At 65.5% G+C, this 19,072-nt stretch carries 20 protein-coding genes; 18 read left to right on the top strand and 2 right to left on the bottom strand.

All coding sequences use genetic code 11. The annotated features are described in order from the left end of the window. The first annotated feature begins 3 nt into the window (after positions 1–3). The 18 genes from H607_RS0104435 (at position 4) to yaaA (ending at position 17,165) form a co-directional block, all read left to right on the top strand. Complete coding sequence (locus H607_RS0104435) at positions 4–1,242, top strand: aspartate kinase (protein WP_028874435.1); 1,239 nt, start codon at positions 4–6, stop codon at positions 1,240–1,242. A 167-nt stretch (positions 1,243–1,409) separates the two neighbouring features. Further along, positions 1,410–2,192, top strand: a complete 783-nt coding sequence (gene rpsB, locus H607_RS0104430) for a 30S ribosomal protein S2 (RefSeq protein ID WP_028874434.1) — start codon at positions 1,410–1,412, stop codon at positions 2,190–2,192. A gap of 71 nt (positions 2,193–2,263) precedes the next feature. Beyond that, positions 2,264–3,154 (top strand): translation elongation factor Ts, encoded by an 891-nt coding sequence (gene tsf, locus H607_RS0104425; protein WP_028874433.1) that lies wholly within the window; start codon positions 2,264–2,266, stop codon positions 3,152–3,154. A 15-nt stretch (positions 3,155–3,169) separates the two neighbouring features. Then, positions 3,170–3,886: a UMP kinase gene (gene pyrH, locus H607_RS0104420; RefSeq protein WP_028874432.1), complete on the top strand. Its 717-nt coding sequence runs from the start codon at positions 3,170–3,172 to the stop codon at positions 3,884–3,886. A 9-nt stretch (positions 3,887–3,895) separates the two neighbouring features. Continuing rightward, positions 3,896–4,456: a ribosome recycling factor gene (gene frr, locus H607_RS0104415; protein WP_028874431.1), complete on the top strand. Its 561-nt coding sequence runs from the start codon at positions 3,896–3,898 to the stop codon at positions 4,454–4,456. A 71-nt stretch (positions 4,457–4,527) separates the two neighbouring features. Further along, positions 4,528–5,259 (top strand): polyprenyl diphosphate synthase, encoded by a 732-nt coding sequence (gene uppS, locus H607_RS0104410; RefSeq protein ID WP_037989583.1) that lies wholly within the window; start codon positions 4,528–4,530, stop codon positions 5,257–5,259. After that, a complete protein-coding gene (locus H607_RS0104405) occupies positions 5,256–6,089 on the top strand; it encodes a phosphatidate cytidylyltransferase (protein ID WP_028874429.1) in 834 nt (277 codons plus the stop codon). Before uppS ends, H607_RS0104405 begins: the two co-directional genes overlap by 4 nt. Beyond that, positions 6,086–7,276 (top strand): 1-deoxy-D-xylulose-5-phosphate reductoisomerase, encoded by a 1,191-nt coding sequence (ispC, locus tag H607_RS0104400; RefSeq protein ID WP_028874428.1) that lies wholly within the window; start codon positions 6,086–6,088, stop codon positions 7,274–7,276. Before H607_RS0104405 ends, ispC begins: the two co-directional genes overlap by 4 nt. Next, positions 7,273–8,637 carry an RIP metalloprotease RseP gene (rseP, locus tag H607_RS0104395; protein WP_028874427.1) on the top strand — a complete coding sequence of 455 codons (1,365 nt, stop codon included), beginning with the start codon at positions 7,273–7,275 and terminating at the stop codon, positions 8,635–8,637. The genes ispC and rseP overlap by 4 nt, the downstream gene beginning before the upstream one ends. Further along, complete coding sequence (gene bamA / locus H607_RS0104390; protein WP_028874426.1) at positions 8,634–10,943, top strand: outer membrane protein assembly factor BamA; 2,310 nt, start codon at positions 8,634–8,636, stop codon at positions 10,941–10,943. Before rseP ends, bamA begins: the two co-directional genes overlap by 4 nt. A gap of 60 nt (positions 10,944–11,003) precedes the next feature. Continuing rightward, a complete protein-coding gene (locus tag H607_RS0104385) occupies positions 11,004–11,537 on the top strand; it encodes an OmpH/Skp family outer membrane protein (RefSeq protein ID WP_425426874.1) in 534 nt (177 codons plus the stop codon). Further along, positions 11,537–12,577 (top strand): UDP-3-O-(3-hydroxymyristoyl)glucosamine N-acyltransferase, encoded by a 1,041-nt coding sequence (gene lpxD / locus H607_RS0104380; RefSeq protein WP_028874424.1) that lies wholly within the window; start codon positions 11,537–11,539, stop codon positions 12,575–12,577. Before H607_RS0104385 ends, lpxD begins: the two co-directional genes overlap by 1 nt. Before the next feature lie 42 nt (positions 12,578–12,619). Then, positions 12,620–13,057 carry a 3-hydroxyacyl-ACP dehydratase FabZ gene (fabZ, locus tag H607_RS0104375; RefSeq protein WP_028874423.1) on the top strand — a complete coding sequence of 146 codons (438 nt, stop codon included), beginning with the start codon at positions 12,620–12,622 and terminating at the stop codon, positions 13,055–13,057. Next, positions 13,054–13,836, top strand: coding sequence for an acyl-ACP--UDP-N-acetylglucosamine O-acyltransferase (gene lpxA, locus H607_RS0104370; RefSeq protein ID WP_028874422.1), 783 nt, complete (start codon positions 13,054–13,056; stop codon positions 13,834–13,836). The genes fabZ and lpxA overlap by 4 nt, the downstream gene beginning before the upstream one ends. Next, complete coding sequence (lpxB, locus tag H607_RS0104365; protein ID WP_028874421.1) at positions 13,820–14,986, top strand: lipid-A-disaccharide synthase; 1,167 nt, start codon at positions 13,820–13,822, stop codon at positions 14,984–14,986. The genes lpxA and lpxB overlap by 17 nt, the downstream gene beginning before the upstream one ends. Positions 14,987–14,989: 3 nt before the next feature. Beyond that, complete coding sequence (rnhB, locus tag H607_RS0104360; protein WP_028874420.1) at positions 14,990–15,568, top strand: ribonuclease HII; 579 nt, start codon at positions 14,990–14,992, stop codon at positions 15,566–15,568. Next, a complete protein-coding gene (locus H607_RS0104355; RefSeq protein WP_028874419.1) occupies positions 15,565–16,383 on the top strand; it encodes a TrmH family RNA methyltransferase in 819 nt (272 codons plus the stop codon). The genes rnhB and H607_RS0104355 overlap by 4 nt, the downstream gene beginning before the upstream one ends. Further along, the gene (gene yaaA, locus H607_RS0104350; RefSeq protein WP_028874418.1) at positions 16,380–17,165 is read left to right on the top strand and encodes a peroxide stress protein YaaA; all 786 of its coding nucleotides are present in this window, start codon (positions 16,380–16,382) and stop codon (positions 17,163–17,165) included. The genes H607_RS0104355 and yaaA overlap by 4 nt, the downstream gene beginning before the upstream one ends. On the opposite strand, the gene serB is transcribed toward yaaA, so the two are convergent. Beyond that, a complete protein-coding gene (serB, locus tag H607_RS11705; protein ID WP_051240652.1) occupies positions 17,162–17,983 on the bottom strand; it encodes a phosphoserine phosphatase SerB in 822 nt (273 codons plus the stop codon). The genes yaaA and serB overlap by 4 nt on opposite strands. After that, the gene (locus tag H607_RS0104340; RefSeq protein WP_028874417.1) at positions 17,983–19,056 is read right to left on the bottom strand and encodes a 3-deoxy-7-phosphoheptulonate synthase; all 1,074 of its coding nucleotides are present in this window, start codon (positions 19,054–19,056) and stop codon (positions 17,983–17,985) included. Before H607_RS0104340 ends, serB begins: the two co-directional genes overlap by 1 nt. Positions 19,057–19,072: the final 16 nt, after the last annotated feature.

Here is a 19,072-nt window from a genome sequence, read left to right as displayed (position 1 = left end):
AAGATGGCGCTCATCGTGCAGAAATACGGCGGAACTTCCGTGGGTTCGCCGGAACGCATCCAAAACGTCGCGCGCCGGGTGGCGAAATATCGCCAGCAAGGGCATCAGGTGGTCGTGGTGGTCTCGGCGATGAGCGGCGAGACCAACCGGCTCGTGGCGCTCACCCAGGCGCTGTCCGAATCGCCCGATCCGCGCGAGGTGGACGTGGTGCTCGCCACCGGCGAGCAGGTGACGATCGGGCTCACCGCGATCGCCCTACAGTCGCTCGGCATCCCGGCCAAGAGCTATACCGGTTGGCAGGTGCCCATCCATACCGATAGCGCCTTCACCAAGGCGCGCATCCTGGAGATCGAGCCGGAGCGGATGCTCGCCGATCTGGCCGAAGGCAAGGTCGTGGTCGTGGCCGGCTTTCAGGGCGTGGATGGCGAAGGCAACGTCACCACGCTCGGGCGCGGCGGCTCCGATACCACCGCCGTGGCGCTCGCGGCGGCGTTGAAGGCCGATGAGTGCCAGATCTACACCGACGTCGATGGGGTCTACACCACCGATCCGCGCATCGTGCCCGAGGCACGGCGGCTCGAGCGCATCACTTTCGAAGAAATGCTCGAGATGGCCAGTCTCGGTTCCAAGGTGCTGCAGATCCGCTCGGTGGAATTCGCCGGAAAATACAAGGTCAAGTTGCGGGTGCTTTCCAGTTTCGAGGAAGAGGGAGAAGGGACGTTGATCACGGTCGAGGAAGAAACGAACATGGAACAGCCGATCATTTCCGGCATCGCCTTTCAGCGCGACGAGGCCAAGGTGACGCTGCTCGGCGTGCCCGACAAGCCGGGGGTTGCCTACCAGATCCTGGGGCCGGTGGCCGATGCTAATATCGACGTCGATATGATCGTGCAAAACGTCGGGTATGACGGCACCACCGACTTCAGCTTCACCGTGGCGAAGAACGATCTCAAGAAAGTGATGGAGATCCTCGAGCGGGTGAAGAATGATCTCGGGGCGCGTCAGGTGATCGGCGACAAGTCGGTGTGCAAAGTGTCGCTAGTGGGGGTCGGGATGCGTTCGCATCCCGGCGTGGCGGCCAAGATGTTCCGCACGCTCGCCGAAGAGGGGATCAACATTCAAATGATCTCGACCTCCGAGATCAAGATTTCGGTGCTGATCGACGAGAAATACCTCGAGCTCGCCGTGCGCGCGTTGCACAAGGCCTTCGGGCTCGATCAGTCCGAGGCGGACATTGCCTGATCCGGCGGGTGCGCTGATCCTTTTTTGACGGACGGTCTTTCCGTCCGGTATAATGCCGGGCCTGCCGTACGCGGCAGGCCATTCCACACGCCCGCAAGCGACGAGGGTCCGTGTTTGTGCACGGTGGGTCGCGGGCGGAGGTTCAACCCTTATCCATTGGAGTCTTCATGAACGTCACGATGCGTCAAATGCTCGAGGCCGGCGTGCACTTCGGGCACCAAACCCGTTTCTGGCATCCCAAAATGGCCCCCTACATCTATGGGGAGCGCAACAAGATCCACATCATCAACCTCGAGAAGACGCTGGCGAAGCTGCGCGAAGCGGTCGAATTCGTACGTCGGCTCTCGGCCAAGGGCGGTACGATCCTCTTCGTCGCCACCAAGCGTCAAGCGCGTGACATCATCGCCGAGGAGGCTCAGCGTTGCGGCATGCCTTTCGTCAACGAGCGCTGGCTCGGCGGCATGCTCACCAATTTCAAGACGGTGCGCCAGTCCATCGCCCGGCTCAAGGAGCTCGAAGCGGCGTTTGCCGACGGTTCGGCGCAGCAGCTGCCCAAGCGTGAAGCGCTGGGTCTGCAGCGCGAGCTCGACAAGCTCGAGCGCAGTCTGGGCGGCATCAAGGAGATGGAACGCTTGCCCGATGCGCTCTTCGTCATCGACGTGGGCCACCACAAGATCGCCGTGGCCGAGGCCAACAAGCTGGGCATTCCGATCGTGGCGGTGGTCGATACCAACCATAGCCCTGACGGGATCGATTACGTGATTCCGGGCAACGACGACTCGGCTCGCGCCGTCCGTCTCTACGCCCGGGCGGTCGCCGATGCCGTGCTCGAGGGCAAGGCCATGGCGCTGCAGGAAGTGGTGGCTGCAGCTTCCGACGAGTTCGTCGAAGTCGAAGGCGCTGAAGGTGAGGTTGCCTCCGAGGAAGGTGAAGCGCCGGCGGCTGAATAAGGCAGAGGCAGTGTGCATGGGGTGGGCGCACGGGGGTGTGCCTGCCCGACAATCTTTCGTGAGGACGCATGATGGCTGAAATTACCGCAAGCATGGTCAAAGAGCTGCGCGAGCGCACCGATGCGCCGATGATGGAGTGCAAGAAAGCGCTCGCGGAGGCCGGCGGCGACATGGCACGCGCCGAAGAGATCCTGCGTGTCAAGCTCGGCAACAAAGCGAGCAAAGCTGCGAGCCGCGTAGCCGCCGAGGGGATCGTCGCGATCTGGGTGTCGCCCGATGCCAAGCTCGCGGCCATGGTCGAAGTCAATTGCGAGACCGACTTCGTGGCGAAAAACGACGAATTCATCGCCTTTGCCAACCGCCTGGCGCAACTGGTGGCCGAGCGCAACCCGGCCGACGTGGCGGCGCTCTCTCAGCTCGAGCTCGATGGCAAGCCGGTCGAGCAGGTGCGCACCGAACTCGTGGGCAAGATCGGCGAGAACATCACCATCCGCCGTTTCGTCCGCATCGAGGCGCAGGGCAAGGTCTACTCCTACGTGCACGGCGGCGCCAAGATCGGCGTGCTCCTCGATCTCGTAGGGGGCGACGAGGCGCTGGGCAAGGACCTGGCCATGCACATCGCTGCCTGCAAGCCCAAGGCCCTTTCGGCCGATCAGGTACCGGCCGAGCTCATCGAAACCGAACGGCGCATCGCGCGGCAGAAGGCGATCGAATCGGGCAAACCCGAGGCGATCCTCGACAAGATCGCCGAGGGCGCAGTGCAGAAGTACCTCAAAGAGGTGACCCTGCTCGGCCAAGGTTTCGTCAAGGACGACAAGGTCAGCGTCGAGGCGCTCCTGAAACAGCGCAACGCCAGGGTCGCGTCCTTCGCGCTCTTCGTCGTGGGCGAAGGCATCGAGAAGAAACAGACCGACTTCGCCGCCGAAGTAGCGGCGCAGGCGGCAGCCGCGGCCAAGTCCTGAAGACGAGGTTTTCCCATGTCTACCCCCGCCTATCGCCGCATCCTGCTCAAGCTCTCGGGCGAGGCCCTGATGGGCGACGACCCTTACGGCATCAACGAGAAGGTCGTCGAACGCATCGTGAGCGAGATTGCCGAAGTCGCCTCTCTGGGAGTGCAGATCGGGATCGTGATCGGAGGGGGCAACATTTTTCGTGGCATCCAAGGGGCGGCGAGCGGCATGGACCGGGCGACCGCCGATTACATCGGCATGCTCGCCACGGTGATGAACGCGATGGCGCTCTCGGACGCCTTCCGCCGGCACGAGGTGGAGTCGCGCGTGCTCTCGGCGCTGCGCATCGAGCAGGTGGTCGAGCCCTATATCCGCGCCCGCGCCATCCGCCATCTCGAAGAAGGCCGCATCGTCATCTTCGCTGCCGGTACGGGTAACCCTTTTTTCACCACCGACACGGCGGCGGCGCTGCGCGGTGCCGAAATCGGGGCGCAGATCGTGTTGAAGGCGACCAAGGTCGACGGCGTCTATACCGCCGATCCGCAAAAGGATCCGAACGCCAAGCGCTATCATCGCATCAGCTTCGATGAGGCGATCGGGCGCAATCTCGCCGTGATGGATGCCACCGCTTTTGCTTTGTGTCGCGACATCAAGCTGCCGATCAACGTGTTTTCGATCTTCAAGCCGGGGGCCTTGCGCCGCGTCGTCATGGGCGAGGACGAGGGCACGCTCGTGCATTCGTAAGGAGTCGAGATGAACGTCGCTGAACTCAAGAAGGACGCCGAGCAGCGCATGGCGAAAGCGATCGAGGTGCTCAAGGTCGATCTCGCCAAGATCCGCACCGGCCGCGCCCACACGGGGCTGCTCGATCACGTCATGGTGGAATACTATGGTTCCATGGTGCCGGTGCCTCAGGTGGCCAACGTCACCCTGATCGATGCGCGTACCATTGGCGTGCAGCCCTGGGAAAAGAACATGCTCTCCAAGATCGAGAAAGCGATCCGCGAGAGTGACCTCGGGCTCAACCCTTCGAACATGGGCGAGATCCTGCGCGTGCCCATGCCGCCACTCACCGAAGAGCGCCGGCGCGAGCTGGGCAAGCTCGTGCGGCACGAAGGGGAACAGGCACGCGTGGCGGTGCGCAACGTGCGCCGCGACGTAAACCATGAAATCAAGGAAGCCCTGAAAAAGAAAACGATCAGCGAGGATGAGGCACGCCGCGCCGAGGACGACATCCAGAAGCTCACCGACCGCTACATCGGCGAGATCGACAAACTCGTCGAGAAAAAAGAGCAGGAACTGCTGCAGATCTGATCCGACCCCCCGTCGCAGCATCCGGCGGGGCTGCGCGAGGTACCGTGGCCGAACTTCCCCTGACATCGACGATGGGCATCCCCGAGGTGCGCCCGATTCCGCGGCACATTGCCATCATCATGGACGGCAACGGCCGCTGGGCCAAGCTGCGCGGTCTGCCTCGTATGGAAGGGCACCGTCAGGGCGTGGAGGCGGTGCGCCGTGTGGTGCGCCATTGTGCCGAGCTGGGCGTGGAGCACCTCACCCTCTTTGCCTTCAGCTCCGAGAACTGGCGCCGTCCGGCGGAAGAGGTGGGGTTCCTCATGGGGCTCTTCCGCATGATGTTGCAGCGTGAAGTGACGCGCATGCATCGCAACGGCGTGCGGCTCACCGTCATCGGGGATCGCAGCCGGTTCGATGCCGAGCTGCAGTCGCTCATCGCCAAGGCCGAGGCGAGAACTGCCGCCAACACCAAAATCTGCCTCAACATCGCCGCCAATTATGGTGGGCGCTGGGACATCGTGCAGGCGATGAACCGGCTCACGCGCGCACATCCCGAGCGCGCAGGCTGCTATACCGAGGCCGACTTGCAGGCGGAGCTCGCCTTGGGTTGGGCACCGGAGCCCGATCTCTTCATCCGTACGGGGGGCGAGCAGCGACTGAGCAATTTCTTGCTGTGGCAGCTCGCTTACACCGAACTCTATTTCACCGATATGCTCTGGCCGGATTTCCGCGAGGAAGCGCTCGACGAGGCCGTTCGCTCCTACCAGCGCCGCGAACGGCGCTTCGGCCGCACGAGCGAGCAGCTCGCTGCCTCTCCATGATCACTACCATCGGGAATGCCTCGCGCCGGCTCTTTACCGCAGCGGTCTTGATCGCCGGCCTGCTCGTTCTGCTTTTTTGGGTGCCGGCCCCCTTGTGGGCGGTGGCCGTCGCCTTCGTCGTCTTCCTCGCGGGCAGGGAATGGGGGCGGCTGGGCGGCTGGGGCGAGGTGGCGGCCTGGGGTGGGGCCTTGGGCTATACGACGGGATACGCTTTCTTGTGGCGCATGAGTGGCGTGAGTCTCGGATCGCCCGTGGTGCCTGTGCTCGAGGCAGTGATGATCGCCGGGGCGGCGTTTTGGCTGAGCCTTGCGCCTTGGACTCTGTTTGCGGGTTGGCGCTGGCACAGGGGCTTTTTGTGGGCTGTGGCGGGGGCGCTGGTGCTGTGGCCAGCGGCGCTCGCGGTCGTCGCTTTGCGCGAATCGTCGGCGCTGCACTTGCTGGTGATGATGGCGCTCGTCTGGGTGGCCGATGCCGCCGCCTATTACGTCGGGCGACGCTGGGGGCGGCACAAGCTTGCCCCCACGATCAGCCCTGGCAAGACGATCGAAGGGGCCTTGGGCGCATTCGTCGCCGTGGGGGCATATGCCGCGATTTTGTATCTACTCGGTCTTGCTCCCGCGGGCACGCCCTTTGGGCGTTTCTGCGTCGTGCTGCTGGCCCTGACGGCGGTGGCGATCGAGGGGGATCTCTTCGAATCGTGGGCGAAGCGCGTCGCCGGCGTGAAGGATTCCGGCGATGTCTTGCCCGGACACGGGGGCGTGCTCGATCGCATCGACAGTCTGACGGCGACGATGCCTTTCCTCGCCCTGTGGTGGCTGGAGCGGCAATGAAGCGGGAACGCTTGGCGATCCTCGGGGCGAGCGGTTCGATCGGGGCGAGTACCTTGGATGTGGTCTCGCGCCACCCGGAGCGATTCGAGGTCGTGGCCCTGACGGCGCAGCGTCGCTGGGAAGTATTGCTCGAAGCCTGCCGCCGTTTTCATCCTCGTTGGGTGGTGCTGGGTGAGGCGGATGCTGCCGGCGCTCTGCGCGAGGCGTTGCGCCGTGAGGGGATGGCAACGGAAGTCCGGGAAGGACCCTCGGCGTTCGCCGAAGTCGCCCGTCATCCCGAAGTGGATACGGTGGTCGCCGCCATCGTTGGCGCAGCAGGTTTGCCGCCTGCTTGGGCCGCTGCCTGCGCGGGTAAGAAGATCTTGCTCGCCAACAAGGAGGCCTTGGTGCTCGCCGGCGGACTCTTCATGGAGGCGGTGGCGAAACACGGGGCGCGGCTGCTGCCGCTCGATTCCGAACACAATGCCATTTTTCAGGCGCTGCCGCCGGACTACGACCGCAATCGACCGGACGATTTCGGTGTGCGGCGCCTCGTCCTCACTGCCTCGGGAGGGCCGTTTCGCGAGCGGCCGCTGGAGACGTTCCCTGACATTACGCCGCAGGAGGCGTGCGCGCATCCCAACTGGTCGATGGGGCGCAAGATCTCGGTCGACTCGGCCACGATGATGAACAAGGGGCTGGAGGTGATCGAGGCGTACTGGCTTTTCGGCCTGCCGCCCTCGCGCATCGAGGTGGTGATCCATCCCCAGAGCGTGGTGCATTCGCTGGTCGAATACCGCGACGGTTCGTTGCTCGCCCAGTTGGGGACGCCCGACATGCGTACGCCGATTGCGCACGCCTTGGGATTTCCCCGGCGACTCGAGGCGGGGGTAAAACCGCTCGATCTGGTGCGCTTGGGGCGACTCGAATTCGCCCGGCCCGATGTGCGGCGTTTCCCTTGCCTGAGGCTCGCCTATGAGGCGTTGCGGGAAGGGGGCTCGGCCCCTGCCGCCCTCAATGCGGCCAACGAGGTGGCGGTGGCTGCGTTCCTGCAGGGGCGTTTGCGGTTCGATCGTATCCCGGCCGTGATCGAGGCCACGCTCGCGCAGCTGCCGCGGCGCGAACTCGATACGCTCGAGGCGGTGCTCGAATTCGATCGGCTGGCGCGCGATCGGGCCGAACGTGTGCTCGGGCGGGAGGGCGCATGAACGTCTTCTCTTACCTCGTGCCCTTCGTGATCGCCTTGGGAGGGCTCATCTTCTTTCATGAGCTGGGGCACTACCTCGTCGCCCGGGCCTGCGGCGTGAAGGTGCTGCGCTTTTCCATCGGTTTCGGGCCGGCGCTGTGGTCACGCCGTTTCGGGCGCGACGGCACCGAGTGGGTGCTCGCCGCCGTCCCCTTGGGCGGCTACGTGAAGATGGTCGATGAGCGGGAAGGCCCGGTGGCGCCCGAGGATCTCGCCCGTGCGTTCAACCGCCAGCCGGTGGGCAAGCGCATGTTGGTCGTAGTCGCGGGACCCTTGGCCAACCTCGCGTTGGCGATCGTTCTCTATGCGGCGCTCTATACGGTGGGCGTGCGCGAACCGCTGGCGCGCATCGACCCGCCGGCCGAGAGCGTTGCTGCGCAGGCGGGTTTGCGACCGGGGGACCGGGTGGTGGCGGTGGATGGGCACTCGGTGGTGAGTCTGCCCCAATTGCGCTGGGAAGTGCTCGCCGCGGCCCTGCGCCGCGAGGCGGTGACGCTGGAGGTGGAGCGCGGCGGCGAGCACCTGACGCTCTCCTTGCCGCTCGCCGGCGTCGTCGTCGATCACGGCAGCGACGACGTCATGGTGCAGCTGGGGCTCAAACCCTGGCGTCCGCCCCTGGAGCCGGTGGTGGGCAGCGTTGCGCCGGGCAGCCCGGCCGAACGCGCCGGCATCGTGGCCGGGATGCGGGTGCGGGCCATCGAGGGTAAGCCGATCACCGATTGGCGGGATCTGGTCGAGATCGTGCGCGCGAACCCCGGCAAGACTTTGCGTTTCACTTTGGAGCAGGGGGGGCAGACACTGGAGCGCGATGTCTTCGCCGAGCCGGTCGACGATGGCCAAGGGGGGACGATCGGGCGTATCGGGGTGGCGGTGCGCCCCGTCTCCGACGAGGAATTCCTCGTGTCCGTGCGCTATCCGCCCCTGCAAGCGGTGGGCATGGCGCTGCGCCAGACCTGGGAAGTGAGCACGATGAGTTTGCGCCTCTTCGGGCGGATGCTCATCGGTGAGGCATCGCTCAAGAACCTCTCCGGTCCGCTCACCATTGCCGACTATGCCGGCCAGACGGCGAAAATGGGCTTGGAGCACTATCTGCGCTTCGTCGCGCTCGTGAGCATCAGCCTCGGCGTGTTGAACCTGCTGCCGGTGCCGATTCTGGATGGGGGCCATTTGCTGTATTATTCGCTCGAAGCCGTGCGCGGCCGGCCGCTCTCCGAGCGGGCGATGGAAATCGGCCAGCAGATCGGCTTGGCGTTATTGATGACGTTGATGGCGATCGCGCTGTTCAACGATGTGTCCCGGATTTGGTCGAGTGTGAGCGGATGAAGAAAAAATTGGCGGCGGTGGTGGCCCTGATCGGAGCATTGCTCGCAGGGTCGGTCCAGGCATTCGAGCCGTTCGTGGTCAAGGACATCCGCGTCGAGGGGATCCAGCGCGTCGAGGCCGGAACCATCTTCAGCTATCTGCCGGTGAAGGTGGGTGAGCGCATCACCCAGGAGCAGGCCGACGAGGCGGTGCGCAAGCTCTTCGAGACGGGATTTTTCAGCGACGTGCGCATCGAAGCCGACGGCAACGTGCTGGTGGTCATCGTCGACGAACGGCCTGCCATCGGCGAGCTGCAGTTCGTCGGCATGAAAGAGTTCGACGTCGATACCATCAAGCAGGCATTGCGCGGCGTCGGTTTGGCCGAATCGCGCATCTTCGACCGCTCCCTGCTGCGACAGGCGGAGCAGGAGCTCAAGCGCCAATACCTCTCGCGCGGCTACTATGCGGTGGATATCCAAACGACCATCACGCCTTTGCCGCGCAACCGGGTGGCCATTCGGTTCGACATCACCGAAGGGGAACCGGCCAAGATCGCCGAGATCAAGATCGTCGGTAACAAGGCCTTTTCCGAAAAAGAGCTCCTGAAAAAATTCCAGTTGACCACCCCGGGGTGGCTCACCTGGTACACCAAGTCCGACCGCTATTCGCGTGAGAAACTGCAGCAGGATCTGGAGGCGCTGCGCTCCTTCTACATGAACCAGGGATACCTCGATTTCGAGATCGAGTCGGCTTCGGTGTCGATCGCGCCGGACAAGCAGAACATCTACATTTCGATCTCGATCAGGGAAGGGGAGCGCTACACGGTCTCGGCGGTGCGCTTCGCCGGCAACCTCATCCTGCCGGAAGAGGAATACCGCAAGCTCGCCCAGCTCAAACCCGGTGACGTCTTTTCGCGCGAGAAACTCAACGCCACCATCAAAGCGGTGACCGACCGCCTCGGCAACGAGGGCTATGCCTTTGCCAACGTCAATGCCGCGCCCGAGATCGATCGTGAGAAGCGTCAGGTGGCCTTCACCATCTTCGTCGATCCGGGTCGGCGCACCTATGTGCATCGCATCAACGTGGGCGGCAATACGCGTACCCGCGACGAAGTGGTACGGCGCGAGATGCGGCAGATGGAAGGCGAGTGGTACGACGCCGAGAAAATCAACAAGTCCAAGCAACGCATCGACCGTCTGGGGTATTTTGACGACGTGCAGGTGGAGACCCAGCCCGTGCCCGGTACCACCGACCAAGTCGACGTCAATTTCACGGTGAAGGAGAAACCCACCGGCAACCTGATGGTCGGGGCGGGCTTTTCGAGCTCCGATAGCGTCGTGCTCTCGGGATCGGTCACCCAGGACAACATCTTCGGCAGTGGCAAGTCGCTGGGTCTGCAGGTCGATACCAGCCGCTCGAAACGCACGGCTTCGCTCTCGTTCACCGATCCGTACTATACGATCGACGGCGTTTCACTTGGCTACGATATTTATTACCGCACGTTCGATCCATCCCAGAGCTACAGCATTTCGCGCTACAAGACCCGTTCCCTCGGCGCGGGGCTGCGTATGGGCTGGCCGATCGGTGAAGATGACAACATCCAGTTCGGCCTTGCTTACGATCTGACCAAGATCGATACCTATTGGGATAGTCCCGATCGCTATAGAAAGTTTTGCGAGGAAGGTGATTACGACTGCAGCGGCGTCTCCTCGTTGATGCTCACCGCCGGGTGGGCGCGCGATACGCGCGACTCGCGCATCTACCCGATGAAAGGGCGCTATCAGCGCGTCTCGGCCGAAGTGGACCTGCCGCCGGGGGACATCGAGATCGTCAAGCTCTCCTACCAGCACCAGTGGTGGATCCCGGTCACCGAGCGTCAGGCGCTGATGCTCAATGGCGACTTCGGTTGGATCGAATCCTACGGCGACAAGGATGTTCCATTCTTCCGCAACTACTACGTGGGTGGTATCGGCTCGGTGCGCGGGTTCGACGCCGGCAGCCTTGGGCGCAAGGACGAGAATGGCGACGCTTACGGCGGCACGCGCAAGATCGTGCTCAACGCCGAGTATTATTTCCCTCTGCCCGGGCTGGGGATGGACAAAACCTTCCGTATGTCGGTCTTCGTCGATTCGGGTTATGTGTGGGATCAGCACGATCCCGTCAAGCTCAACGACATGCGGGTGAGTACGGGTATCGGTTTTTCCTGGTCCTCGCCCTTGGGTCCGTTGAAGTTCAGTTTCGCCGTGCCGGTGCGTAAAGACGTCGGTGGTTCCAATTACAAGGACAAAACGCAGAACTTCCAATTCCAGTTCGGAACCATGTTCTAAACTCGACATCCTTCCCGTAGAAGGCATCGTAGGCATGATGTCACGGGGTGTATTTGTGTAATGCCTGTGAAGACGAGAGAGGTCAGCGTGAAGAGAAAATCCGTGGCGGTATTGGTGGCATTGTCGCTGGGTCTGACGAGTGCGATGGCCTGGGCAGAAGCCAAGATCGGTTTCGTCAATTCGGAGCGCCTCATGCGTGAGGCGCCCCCGGCCGTGGCGGCGCAGAAGCGCTTGGAGAAGGAATTCGAGCCGCGCGATCGGGAGTTGAAACGCATGGCCGATGAGCTGCAGGCGCTGCAGCAGGAACTGGAGCGCAAGGGCGCGTCGATGAACGAGAGCGAACGCAGCCGCAAGGAGCGGGCGTTTGCCGAGATGAGCCGCGATTTCCAGCGCAAGCAGCGTGAATTCCGCGAGGATCTCAACCAGCGGCGCAACGAAGAGCTCGCCCGCGTGCTCGATCAGGCCAACAAGGCGATCAAGAAAGTTGCGGAAGACGGCAAGTACGACCTCGTGCTGCAGGATGCGGTCTACGCGAGTCCGCGCATCGACATCACCGACCAAGTCATCAAAACGCTCGAGTCGGCGGGGCAGTGATGGCTGAACGCACGCTGGGGGCGCTCGCCGAGCGCTTCGGCGTCGAGGTGCGCGGCGATCCCGCGCTCGTGCTGCGTCGTGTGGCCTCGCTGGAGGCGGCGCAGCCCGGGGATCTCACTTTCGTGGCACAGCCGAAGTATCTCGCGCGCTTGCCGCAGTGTCACGCGAGCGCCGTGATCCTCTCGCCCAAATTCGCCGATCGGGCGCCGCCGCATCTGGCCTTGGTGTTCGCTGCCGACCCCTACCTGCTCTACGCCAAGGCGGCGCAGTGGCTGCACCCGGAACCGGAGCCGATCCCAGGGGTGCATCCCAGCGCGGTGGTGCTGGGTGAGGTCGATCCGAGCTGCACCATCGGGCCGAACGCGGTGGTGGAGGCCGGGGCGAGGGTCGGAGCGCATACCGTGATCGGCGCGGGCAGCGTGATCGGCGCGGGCAGCAGTGTCGGATCGGATTGCCGCATCGCCGCCAACGTCACGATCTACCCCGGATGCGTGATCGGCGCCCGCGTGCGTATCCACTCAGGGGCGGTGATCGGCGCCGACGGCTTCGGCTTTGCCTGGGACGGGGAGGAAGAGCGCTGGGTGAAGATCCCGCAGCTCGGCCGGGTGGTGATCGGCGACGACGTGGAGATCGGGGCGAATACCTCGATCGACCGTGGCGCGCTCGAAGACACCGTGATCGAGGAGGGGGTCATCCTCGACAACCAGATCCAGATCGGACACAACTGCCACGTCGGGGCGCACACCGCCATGGCCGGTTGTGTCGGCGTGGGCGGCAGCACCCGCATCGGGCGCCGTTGCCGTCTGGGCGGACAGGTCGGCATCGCCGGGCACGTGGAGATCTGCGACGACGTGACCATCATGGCTGGCTCGGGCGTGATGAAGCCCATTACCAAACCCGGTGTCTACGGCGCTGGCATCCCGTTACAGCCCTACGAGGAGTGGCGGCGCAATTTCGCCCATTTGCGTCATCTCGATGCGATGGCCGAGCGCATTCGCCGCCTCGAGAAGCGTCTGGCCGAACTCGCCGACGAAGACTGATCCCCGCTTTCCCCGATTTTTTGCCGCGAGCCCTGCGACATGATGAACATCGAACAGATCCTGCAGTATCTGCCGCATCGCTATCCCTTCCTCCTGGTCGACCGCGTGCTCGAGATGGAGGTGGGCAAACGCATCCTGGCGTTGAAAAACGTCACCATCAACGAGCCCTTCTTCCCGGGGCATTTCCCGCACGCACCGGTGATGCCGGGCGTGCTGATTCTGGAAGCGCTCGCCCAGGCCGCGGCCGTGCTCTCCTTCGAGACCATGGGCACGCGCCCCAATGCCGATTCCATCGTCTATTTTGCCGGCATCGACGAGGCGCGGTTCCGCCGTCCGGTGGTGCCGGGGGATCAGCTTCTGTTGGAGGTGGAATTGCTGCGCAACGTGCGTGGCATCTCGAAGTATTCGGCCACGGCCCGCGTCGGCGAGGAGATCGCGGCCCAGGCGCAGCTCATGTGCGCCCTGAAAGGCTTGAAATGAGCGCGGTCGAAATCCATCCCAGCGCGATCGTCGCCCCTGGTGCCGAGCTCGCCGAGGGGGTGAAGATCGGCCCCTACTGCGTGATCGGCCCGCACGTGAAGATCGGGGCGCGTACGCGGATCGAGGCGCACTGTGTGCTCGAAGGGCACACCACGCTGGGGGAGGACAACCGGGTCTTTCCTTTTTGCTCGCTGGGGCAGGTGCCGCAGGACATGAAGTACGCGGGGGAACCCACGCGGCTGTCGATCGGGCATCGCAACACCATTCGCGAATACTGCTCCTTCAACGTCGGCACGGTGCAGGGCGGGGGTGAGACGCGCGTGGGCGACGACAACTGGATCATGGCCTACGTGCACGTGGCACACGACTGCGTCGTGGGCAATCACACGATTTTCGCCAACAACGCCACGCTCGCGGGCCACGTCGTGGTGGGGGACTGGGCGATCCTCGGCGGCTTTACCGGCGTGCACCAATTCGTGCGCGTGGGAGCGCACAGCTTCTGCGGGGTGGGCACGGTGCTGCTGCAAGACCTTCCGCCCTACGTGACGGTGGCGGGCAATCCGGCCGCGCCGCACGGTATCAACGCCGAGGGCTTGCGTCGTCGGGGGTTTTCGTCCGAGGCGATCGCCGCCATCCGGCGCGCTTACAAACTGCTCTATCGCAGCGGCTTGACGTTCGCCGAGGCGCGCGAGCGCATCGCCGAATTGGCCGCCGAGCAGCCGGAGTTGCAGCCGCTCGTCGATTTTCTCGCGCAACCGGGCCGTGGCATCGTCCGCTGAGAGGACCTCGGTCGCCCTCGTGGCCGGAGAGGCTTCGGGCGACCTCTTGGGAGGGCTGCTCCTCGAAGGGCTGCGTCCGGCGCTGCCGGAAGCGCGTTTCTGGGGCGTGGGCGGCGAGGCGATGCGTGTCCAAGGGTTCGAGGCGCGCTGGTCGTACGAGCCGCTGGCGGTGCATGGCTTCGTCGACGCGCTCAGGCGCTATCCGCAGCTCGTGCGTTTTCGCCGCGAACTGGCGCGCGCGTTCGAGTCGCCGCCGGTGGATCTCTTCATCGGGATCGACGCACCGGATTTCAACCTGGGGCTGGAGGCGCGGCTCAAACGTGCCGGTATCGGCACGGTGCATTTCGTCAGCCCTTCGATCTGGGCCTGGCGCCGTGGGCGATTGACAACGATCGCCCGCGCCGTCGACCTGATGCTGTGCCTTTTCCCCTTCGAACCGCCGCTCTATGCCGAGACCGGGGTCGAGGCGTGTTTCGTCGGCCATCCGCTCGCCGACCGGCTGCCGCTCGTGCCGGACCAGGGGGAAGCCCGGACCGCGCTGGGAATCGCGCCGCAGGCACCGGTGCTGGCGCTCCTGCCGGGTAGCCGCGAGGGGGAGTTGCGGCACCTCTTGCCCGTCTTCCTCGCCGCCGCGGCCCGCCTGCGCCAAGCCCTGCCGGAGCTGGTCTTGCTTCTGCCCACGGCGAACGCCTTGGGTGATGCCCTCGTGGCCCAGGCCCTGGCCGAGGCGCCCGAGCTCGAGGCCCGTGTGCTGCCGCGGCGGGCGCACGAGGCGATGGCGGCGGCCGACGTCGTGCTGCTCGCCAGTGGCACGGCCGCGCTGGAGGCGGCGCTCCTCAAGCGTCCGATGGTGATCGCCTATCGCATGAATCCCTGGCAATACCGCCTGCTGCGGCGCATGGCCTATCTGCCGTGGGTGGGTTTGCCCAACATCCTGCTGCGCGAGACGGTGGTGCCCGAGCTGCTGCAGGACGAGGCGAATCCCGCCGATCTGGCCGCGGCGGTGTTGCGCTGGTTCGAAGACGCACCAGCGCGCGAGCGGCTCACCGAGCGCTTCACCGAATTGCACCTCATGCTGCGCCAAGACACCGCCCGTCGCGCGCGCGAGGCGATCCTGACGCGGTTCGGGCAGAGATTCGGGGGAAGATAGACGATGGCGGGTTACCTCTGTGGCGTGGACGAGGCGGGGCGCGGGCCGCTCGCCGGGCCGGTGGTGGCCGCGGCGGTGATCCTTCCGCCCGGAGTCTCGCTGCCGGGCTTGAACGATTCGAAGAAACTGAGCCCGAGCCGGCGTGAACGGCTCGCGGCGGAAATTCGCGCCAGCGCACTTGTCTGGGCGATCGCCGAAGCGTCGGCCTCCGAGATCGATGAATGGAACATCCTGCGGGCGACGCTGCGGGCGATGGCGCGCGCCGTGGCGGCATTGCCCCTGGTGCCGGACGAAGTGTTGGTCGACGGCAACCGGGCGCCGACGCTGGAGGTGCCGGTACGCACGATCATCGGCGGTGACGCCCTCGAGCCGGCCATCATGGCGGCCTCGATTCTGGCGAAGACGCACCGCGACGCGCGGCTCGTGGCGCTGGATCGCCGTTATCCCGGGTATGGATTCGCTCGGCACAAAGGGTACGGCACGGCCGCGCATCTGGCGGCGCTCGCATGCCTCGGGCCTTGTCCCGAGCATCGCCGCAGTTTCGCCCCGGTGCGCGCGGCGGCCAACGGAAGCGAACGATGAACGCCTGGCAGGAGATCCGCTCGCGCGACAATCCCCAAGTGCGCGCGATCCGGCGCTGGTTGAACGAGGCGTCCTTTCGCAAGCGCGAGCCGTGGCTCGTGCTCGAAGGCGATCACCTGCTCACCGCGGCGCTGCAGGCCGGCTGGATGCCGGAGGCGGTGTTCGTCGAGGAGGGGCGGGAAGGTCGTTTCGCGCCCGTGCTCGAGTCACTGCCGCCCGCGTGCGCTCGCGTTCGCGTTGCTTCCCCGGTTTTTCGCGCGCTTGCCGCCACCGAGACGCCGGCCGGTATCGTGGCGCGGTTCGCGCGCCGTACGCTGGCGCTCGCGCCGCAGGAGCTCGCCGGGCGCGATCTCGTGCTGCTCGACGGGGTGCAGGAGCCGGGCAACGTCGGCGCGATCCTGCGCACCGCCGCCGCGGCGGGCGTGGGCGCGGTGCTGCTCGGGCCGGGCTGCGCCGATCCTTGGGCGCCCAAAGTACTGCGTGCGGCGATGGGGGCGCACTTCGTGCTGCCCATCGCGACGATCGACGATCCCGAGCCCTGGTTCGCCGCGCGCCGCGGCCGGGTTTTCGCCACGGCGCTCGCCGGGAAGGCTGTGCCGCTCTACGCGCTCGATCTGAAAGCACCGGCGCTGTGGCTCTTCGGTGCAGAAGGCGCCGGCGTGCGCCCCGAGTGGCTCGCCACGGCGGACGCCTGCGTGCGCATTCCCATGCCAGGGGCGATGGAGTCGCTCAACGTCGCCGCGGCGGCGGCGGTGTGTCTGTTCGAGGCGGTGCGGCAGCGGCTTTGCCAAGCCAAGAAAGGAGTCGTCTCATGATATTCGTGATCTCCCCGGCCAAAGCGATGGACTTCGATACGCCTGCTCCCGTGGCGGAGACGACGCTACCCGATTTTCTCGATCGGGCGCAGGGGCTCGTCGAGCGGCTGCGGCGGCTGACGCCGGCCGAGTTGCAGGCGCTCATGGACTTGTCGGACAAGCTCGCGGCCCTGAACGTGGGGCGCTATGCGGCCTGGTCGCCCGAGCATGCGCCCGCAGAGGCGAAAGCGGCGCTCTTCGCCTATGCGGGCGACGTCTATGAGGGGTTGGACGCGGCGAGCCTGCCTGCGGCGGCGATCGCCTGGCTGCAGGAGAATCTGCGCATTCTCTCCGGCCTCTACGGCGTACTGCGGCCGCTCGATCGCATCCTGCCGCACCGGCTGGAGATGGGAACGCGGCTGGAGAATCCGCTCGGGCGCGATCTCTACGCCTATTGGCGGGAGGCGGTGACGGCAAGCCTGCGGCGCTTGCTCGAGGCGCAGGCGGCGGCCGGGCGCGAGCCGGTGTTGGTCAATCTCGCCTCCGAGGAATACTTCAAGGTGGTGGACGTGGCGGCGCTGGACGCACGGGTGGTGAGCCCCGCGTTCGAGGACTGGAAGGGCGGGCGTTTCAAGATCATCAGTTTCTACGCCAAGCGCGCCCGCGGGCTGATGGTGCGCCATGCGGCCTTGAAACGGGCGGAGACGGTGGAAGAACTGCTCGACTTCTCGCTCGAGGGCTATGCCTACGATCCGGCGGTTTCGAGTCCGGATCGGCCGGTGTTTCGGCGCAAGGCGGCTTAGGGAAAAAGTTCGAGCACGGTATCCAACCCCTGCGCCATGCTGATGACGTTGACGTGAGGCAGGATGCGTGGCTTGGGCCGCCAGGCGAGCCGCGTGCCGGCGAGGGCGAGCATGGCGAGGTCGTTGGCCCCGTCGCCGGCGGCGAGGATCTCGCGCCGGGTCGCACCCAGCCGTGCGGCGGCGGTGCGCAGGATGCCGGCCTTGGCGGCGGCGTCGATCACGGGACCGACGAGCCGGCCGGTGAGGAGGTCGTCTTTCGTTTCGAGCACGTTGGCGTGCTGTTCGTCGAAACCGAGCTCGCGCGCGAGTCGCTCGGTGAAGAAGGTGAAGCCGCCGGAGACGAGGACGCAGTAACAGCCGTTGGCTTTGAGCGCCGCCACGAGCCGGGCCGCGCCGGGATTGAGGCGTACCCGTTCGCGGTAGAGTTCTTCCAGCCGCGCCACCGGGATGCCGGCCAAGAGTGCCACGCGCGCGTCGAGCGCTTCGCGGAAATCGAGCTCGCCCTGCATGGCCGCTTCGGTGATACGGGCGACTTCGGGTTTGAGGCCGGCCAGATCGGCGATCTCGTCGATGCACTCGATGGCGATGAGCGTCGAGTCCATATCGGTGACGAAAAGCCGAAAGGATCTCCAGTTCGAGGCGGCGTCCTCGTCGATCCAGGCCCAGTCGGCGCCGATCGCGCAGAGTTCGCGGTCGAGCTCGGCGCGGCGTTCCGGCAGGGCGAGCGAGAGGTAGGTTCCTTGCGGGTGCGCGGCCAGGGAATGCCGCGCCAGCCACTGGTGCGCCGCCGGGGCGGCGAGCAGGCGCAATTGCGGCATCAGCGCCCTCGCTGGGGCAGCACGTCGCGCAGCACTGCATGCGCCGAGCGCAGGATGGCGGCGGTGGTGTCCCAGTCGATGCACGGGTCGGTGATCGAGCAGCCGTATTTGAGTTGCGAGGGTGGCGCAGGGAAGGGTTGGTTGCCCGCTTCGAGGAAACTCTCGAGCATCACGCCGACGATGGAGGTGTTGCCCTCGCGGATCTGGTGCACCACGTCTTTGAGCACCAGCGGTTGGAATTCGGGTTTCTTCCAGGAATTGGCGTGCGAGCAGTCGACGACGAGGTTCACCGGCAGCCCCGCCTTGGCGAGCGCCTGCTCGGCGAGCGAGACCGAGACCGAGTCGTAGTTGGGGCGTCCGCCGCCGCCGCGCAGCACGAGGTGACCGTAGCGGTTTCCCCGGGTGCGCACGATGGCGGTGCGGCCCTCTTCGTCGATGCCGAGAAAGGCGTGGGGGCGCGAGGCCGAGACGATGGCATTGACGGCCACTTCCAGACTGCCATCGGTGGCATTCTTGAATCCGACCGGGGTGGAGAGGCCGGAGGCCATCTCGCGGTGCGTTTGCGATTCGACCGTGCGCGCGCCGATCGCCGTCCACGAGATGAGGTCGCCGTAGTACTGCGGCGCGATGGGGTCGAGCGCTTCGGTGGCCGCCGGCAGGCCCAGCTCATTGACGGCGAGTAGGAATTCGCGGGCGCGTGCCATGCCCACGTCGATGCGAAAACTGTCGTCGAGGAAGGGGTCGTTGATGTAGCCTTTCCAGCCGGTGGCGGTGCGCGGTTTCTCGAAATAGACCCGCATCACCAATACCATGGTCTCGGCCACTTCCCGGGCGAGCGCAGCGAGCCGCTTGGCGTAGTCGAGCCCGGCGACGGGGTCGTGGATGGAGCAGGGGCCGACGACGACGAAAAGCCGCGGATCTCGCCGCTCGAGGATGTCGAGGAGGGCTTGACGTGCCTGCGCCACGGTGGCCGCGGCGCGCTCGCTCAGAGGGTGCTGCGCCTTGATCTCGGCCGGCGAGGGCATGGGATCGAAGCGCTCGATGTTGGTGTTTTCCAGCAGTGGGTTGCTCATGGGTCCGTGCGTCCTG

Origin of the sequence: Tepidiphilus margaritifer DSM 15129, from assembly GCF_000425565.1 — a bacterium.
Classification (GTDB): Bacteria; Pseudomonadota; Gammaproteobacteria; order Burkholderiales; family Rhodocyclaceae; genus Tepidiphilus; species Tepidiphilus margaritifer.
Note: the sequence above shows the minus strand (reverse complement) of the source record. Positions and strands in the feature narration are given on the sequence as shown.

Bases quoted from the DNA above. Each gene is read 5' to 3' on its own strand.
- H607_RS0104435 (WP_028874435.1), top strand. From the start codon at position 4: ATGGCGCTCATCGTGCAGAAATACGGCGGAACTTCCGTGGGTTCGCCG.
- rpsB (WP_028874434.1), top strand. From the start codon at position 1,410: ATGAACGTCACGATGCGTCAAATGCTCGAGGCCGGCGTGCACTTCGGG.
- tsf (WP_028874433.1), top strand. From the start codon at position 2,264: ATGGCTGAAATTACCGCAAGCATGGTCAAAGAGCTGCGCGAGCGCACC.
- pyrH (WP_028874432.1), top strand. From the start codon at position 3,170: ATGTCTACCCCCGCCTATCGCCGCATCCTGCTCAAGCTCTCGGGCGAG.
- frr (WP_028874431.1), top strand. From the start codon at position 3,896: ATGAACGTCGCTGAACTCAAGAAGGACGCCGAGCAGCGCATGGCGAAA.
- uppS (WP_037989583.1), top strand. From the start codon at position 4,528: ATGGGCATCCCCGAGGTGCGCCCGATTCCGCGGCACATTGCCATCATC.
- H607_RS0104405 (WP_028874429.1), top strand. From the start codon at position 5,256: ATGATCACTACCATCGGGAATGCCTCGCGCCGGCTCTTTACCGCAGCG.
- ispC (WP_028874428.1), top strand. From the start codon at position 6,086: ATGAAGCGGGAACGCTTGGCGATCCTCGGGGCGAGCGGTTCGATCGGG.
- rseP (WP_028874427.1), top strand. From the start codon at position 7,273: ATGAACGTCTTCTCTTACCTCGTGCCCTTCGTGATCGCCTTGGGAGGG.
- bamA (WP_028874426.1), top strand. From the start codon at position 8,634: ATGAAGAAAAAATTGGCGGCGGTGGTGGCCCTGATCGGAGCATTGCTC.
- H607_RS0104385 (WP_425426874.1), top strand. From the start codon at position 11,004: ATGCCTGTGAAGACGAGAGAGGTCAGCGTGAAGAGAAAATCCGTGGCG.
- lpxD (WP_028874424.1), top strand. From the start codon at position 11,537: ATGGCTGAACGCACGCTGGGGGCGCTCGCCGAGCGCTTCGGCGTCGAG.
- fabZ (WP_028874423.1), top strand. From the start codon at position 12,620: ATGAACATCGAACAGATCCTGCAGTATCTGCCGCATCGCTATCCCTTC.
- lpxA (WP_028874422.1), top strand. From the start codon at position 13,054: ATGAGCGCGGTCGAAATCCATCCCAGCGCGATCGTCGCCCCTGGTGCC.
- rnhB (WP_028874420.1), top strand. From the start codon at position 14,990: ATGGCGGGTTACCTCTGTGGCGTGGACGAGGCGGGGCGCGGGCCGCTC.
- H607_RS0104355 (WP_028874419.1), top strand. From the start codon at position 15,565: ATGAACGCCTGGCAGGAGATCCGCTCGCGCGACAATCCCCAAGTGCGC.
- yaaA (WP_028874418.1), top strand. From the start codon at position 16,380: ATGATATTCGTGATCTCCCCGGCCAAAGCGATGGACTTCGATACGCCT.
- serB (WP_051240652.1), bottom strand. From the start codon at position 17,983: ATGCCGCAATTGCGCCTGCTCGCCGCCCCGGCGGCGCACCAGTGGCTG.
- H607_RS0104340 (WP_028874417.1), bottom strand. From the start codon at position 19,056: ATGAGCAACCCACTGCTGGAAAACACCAACATCGAGCGCTTCGATCCC.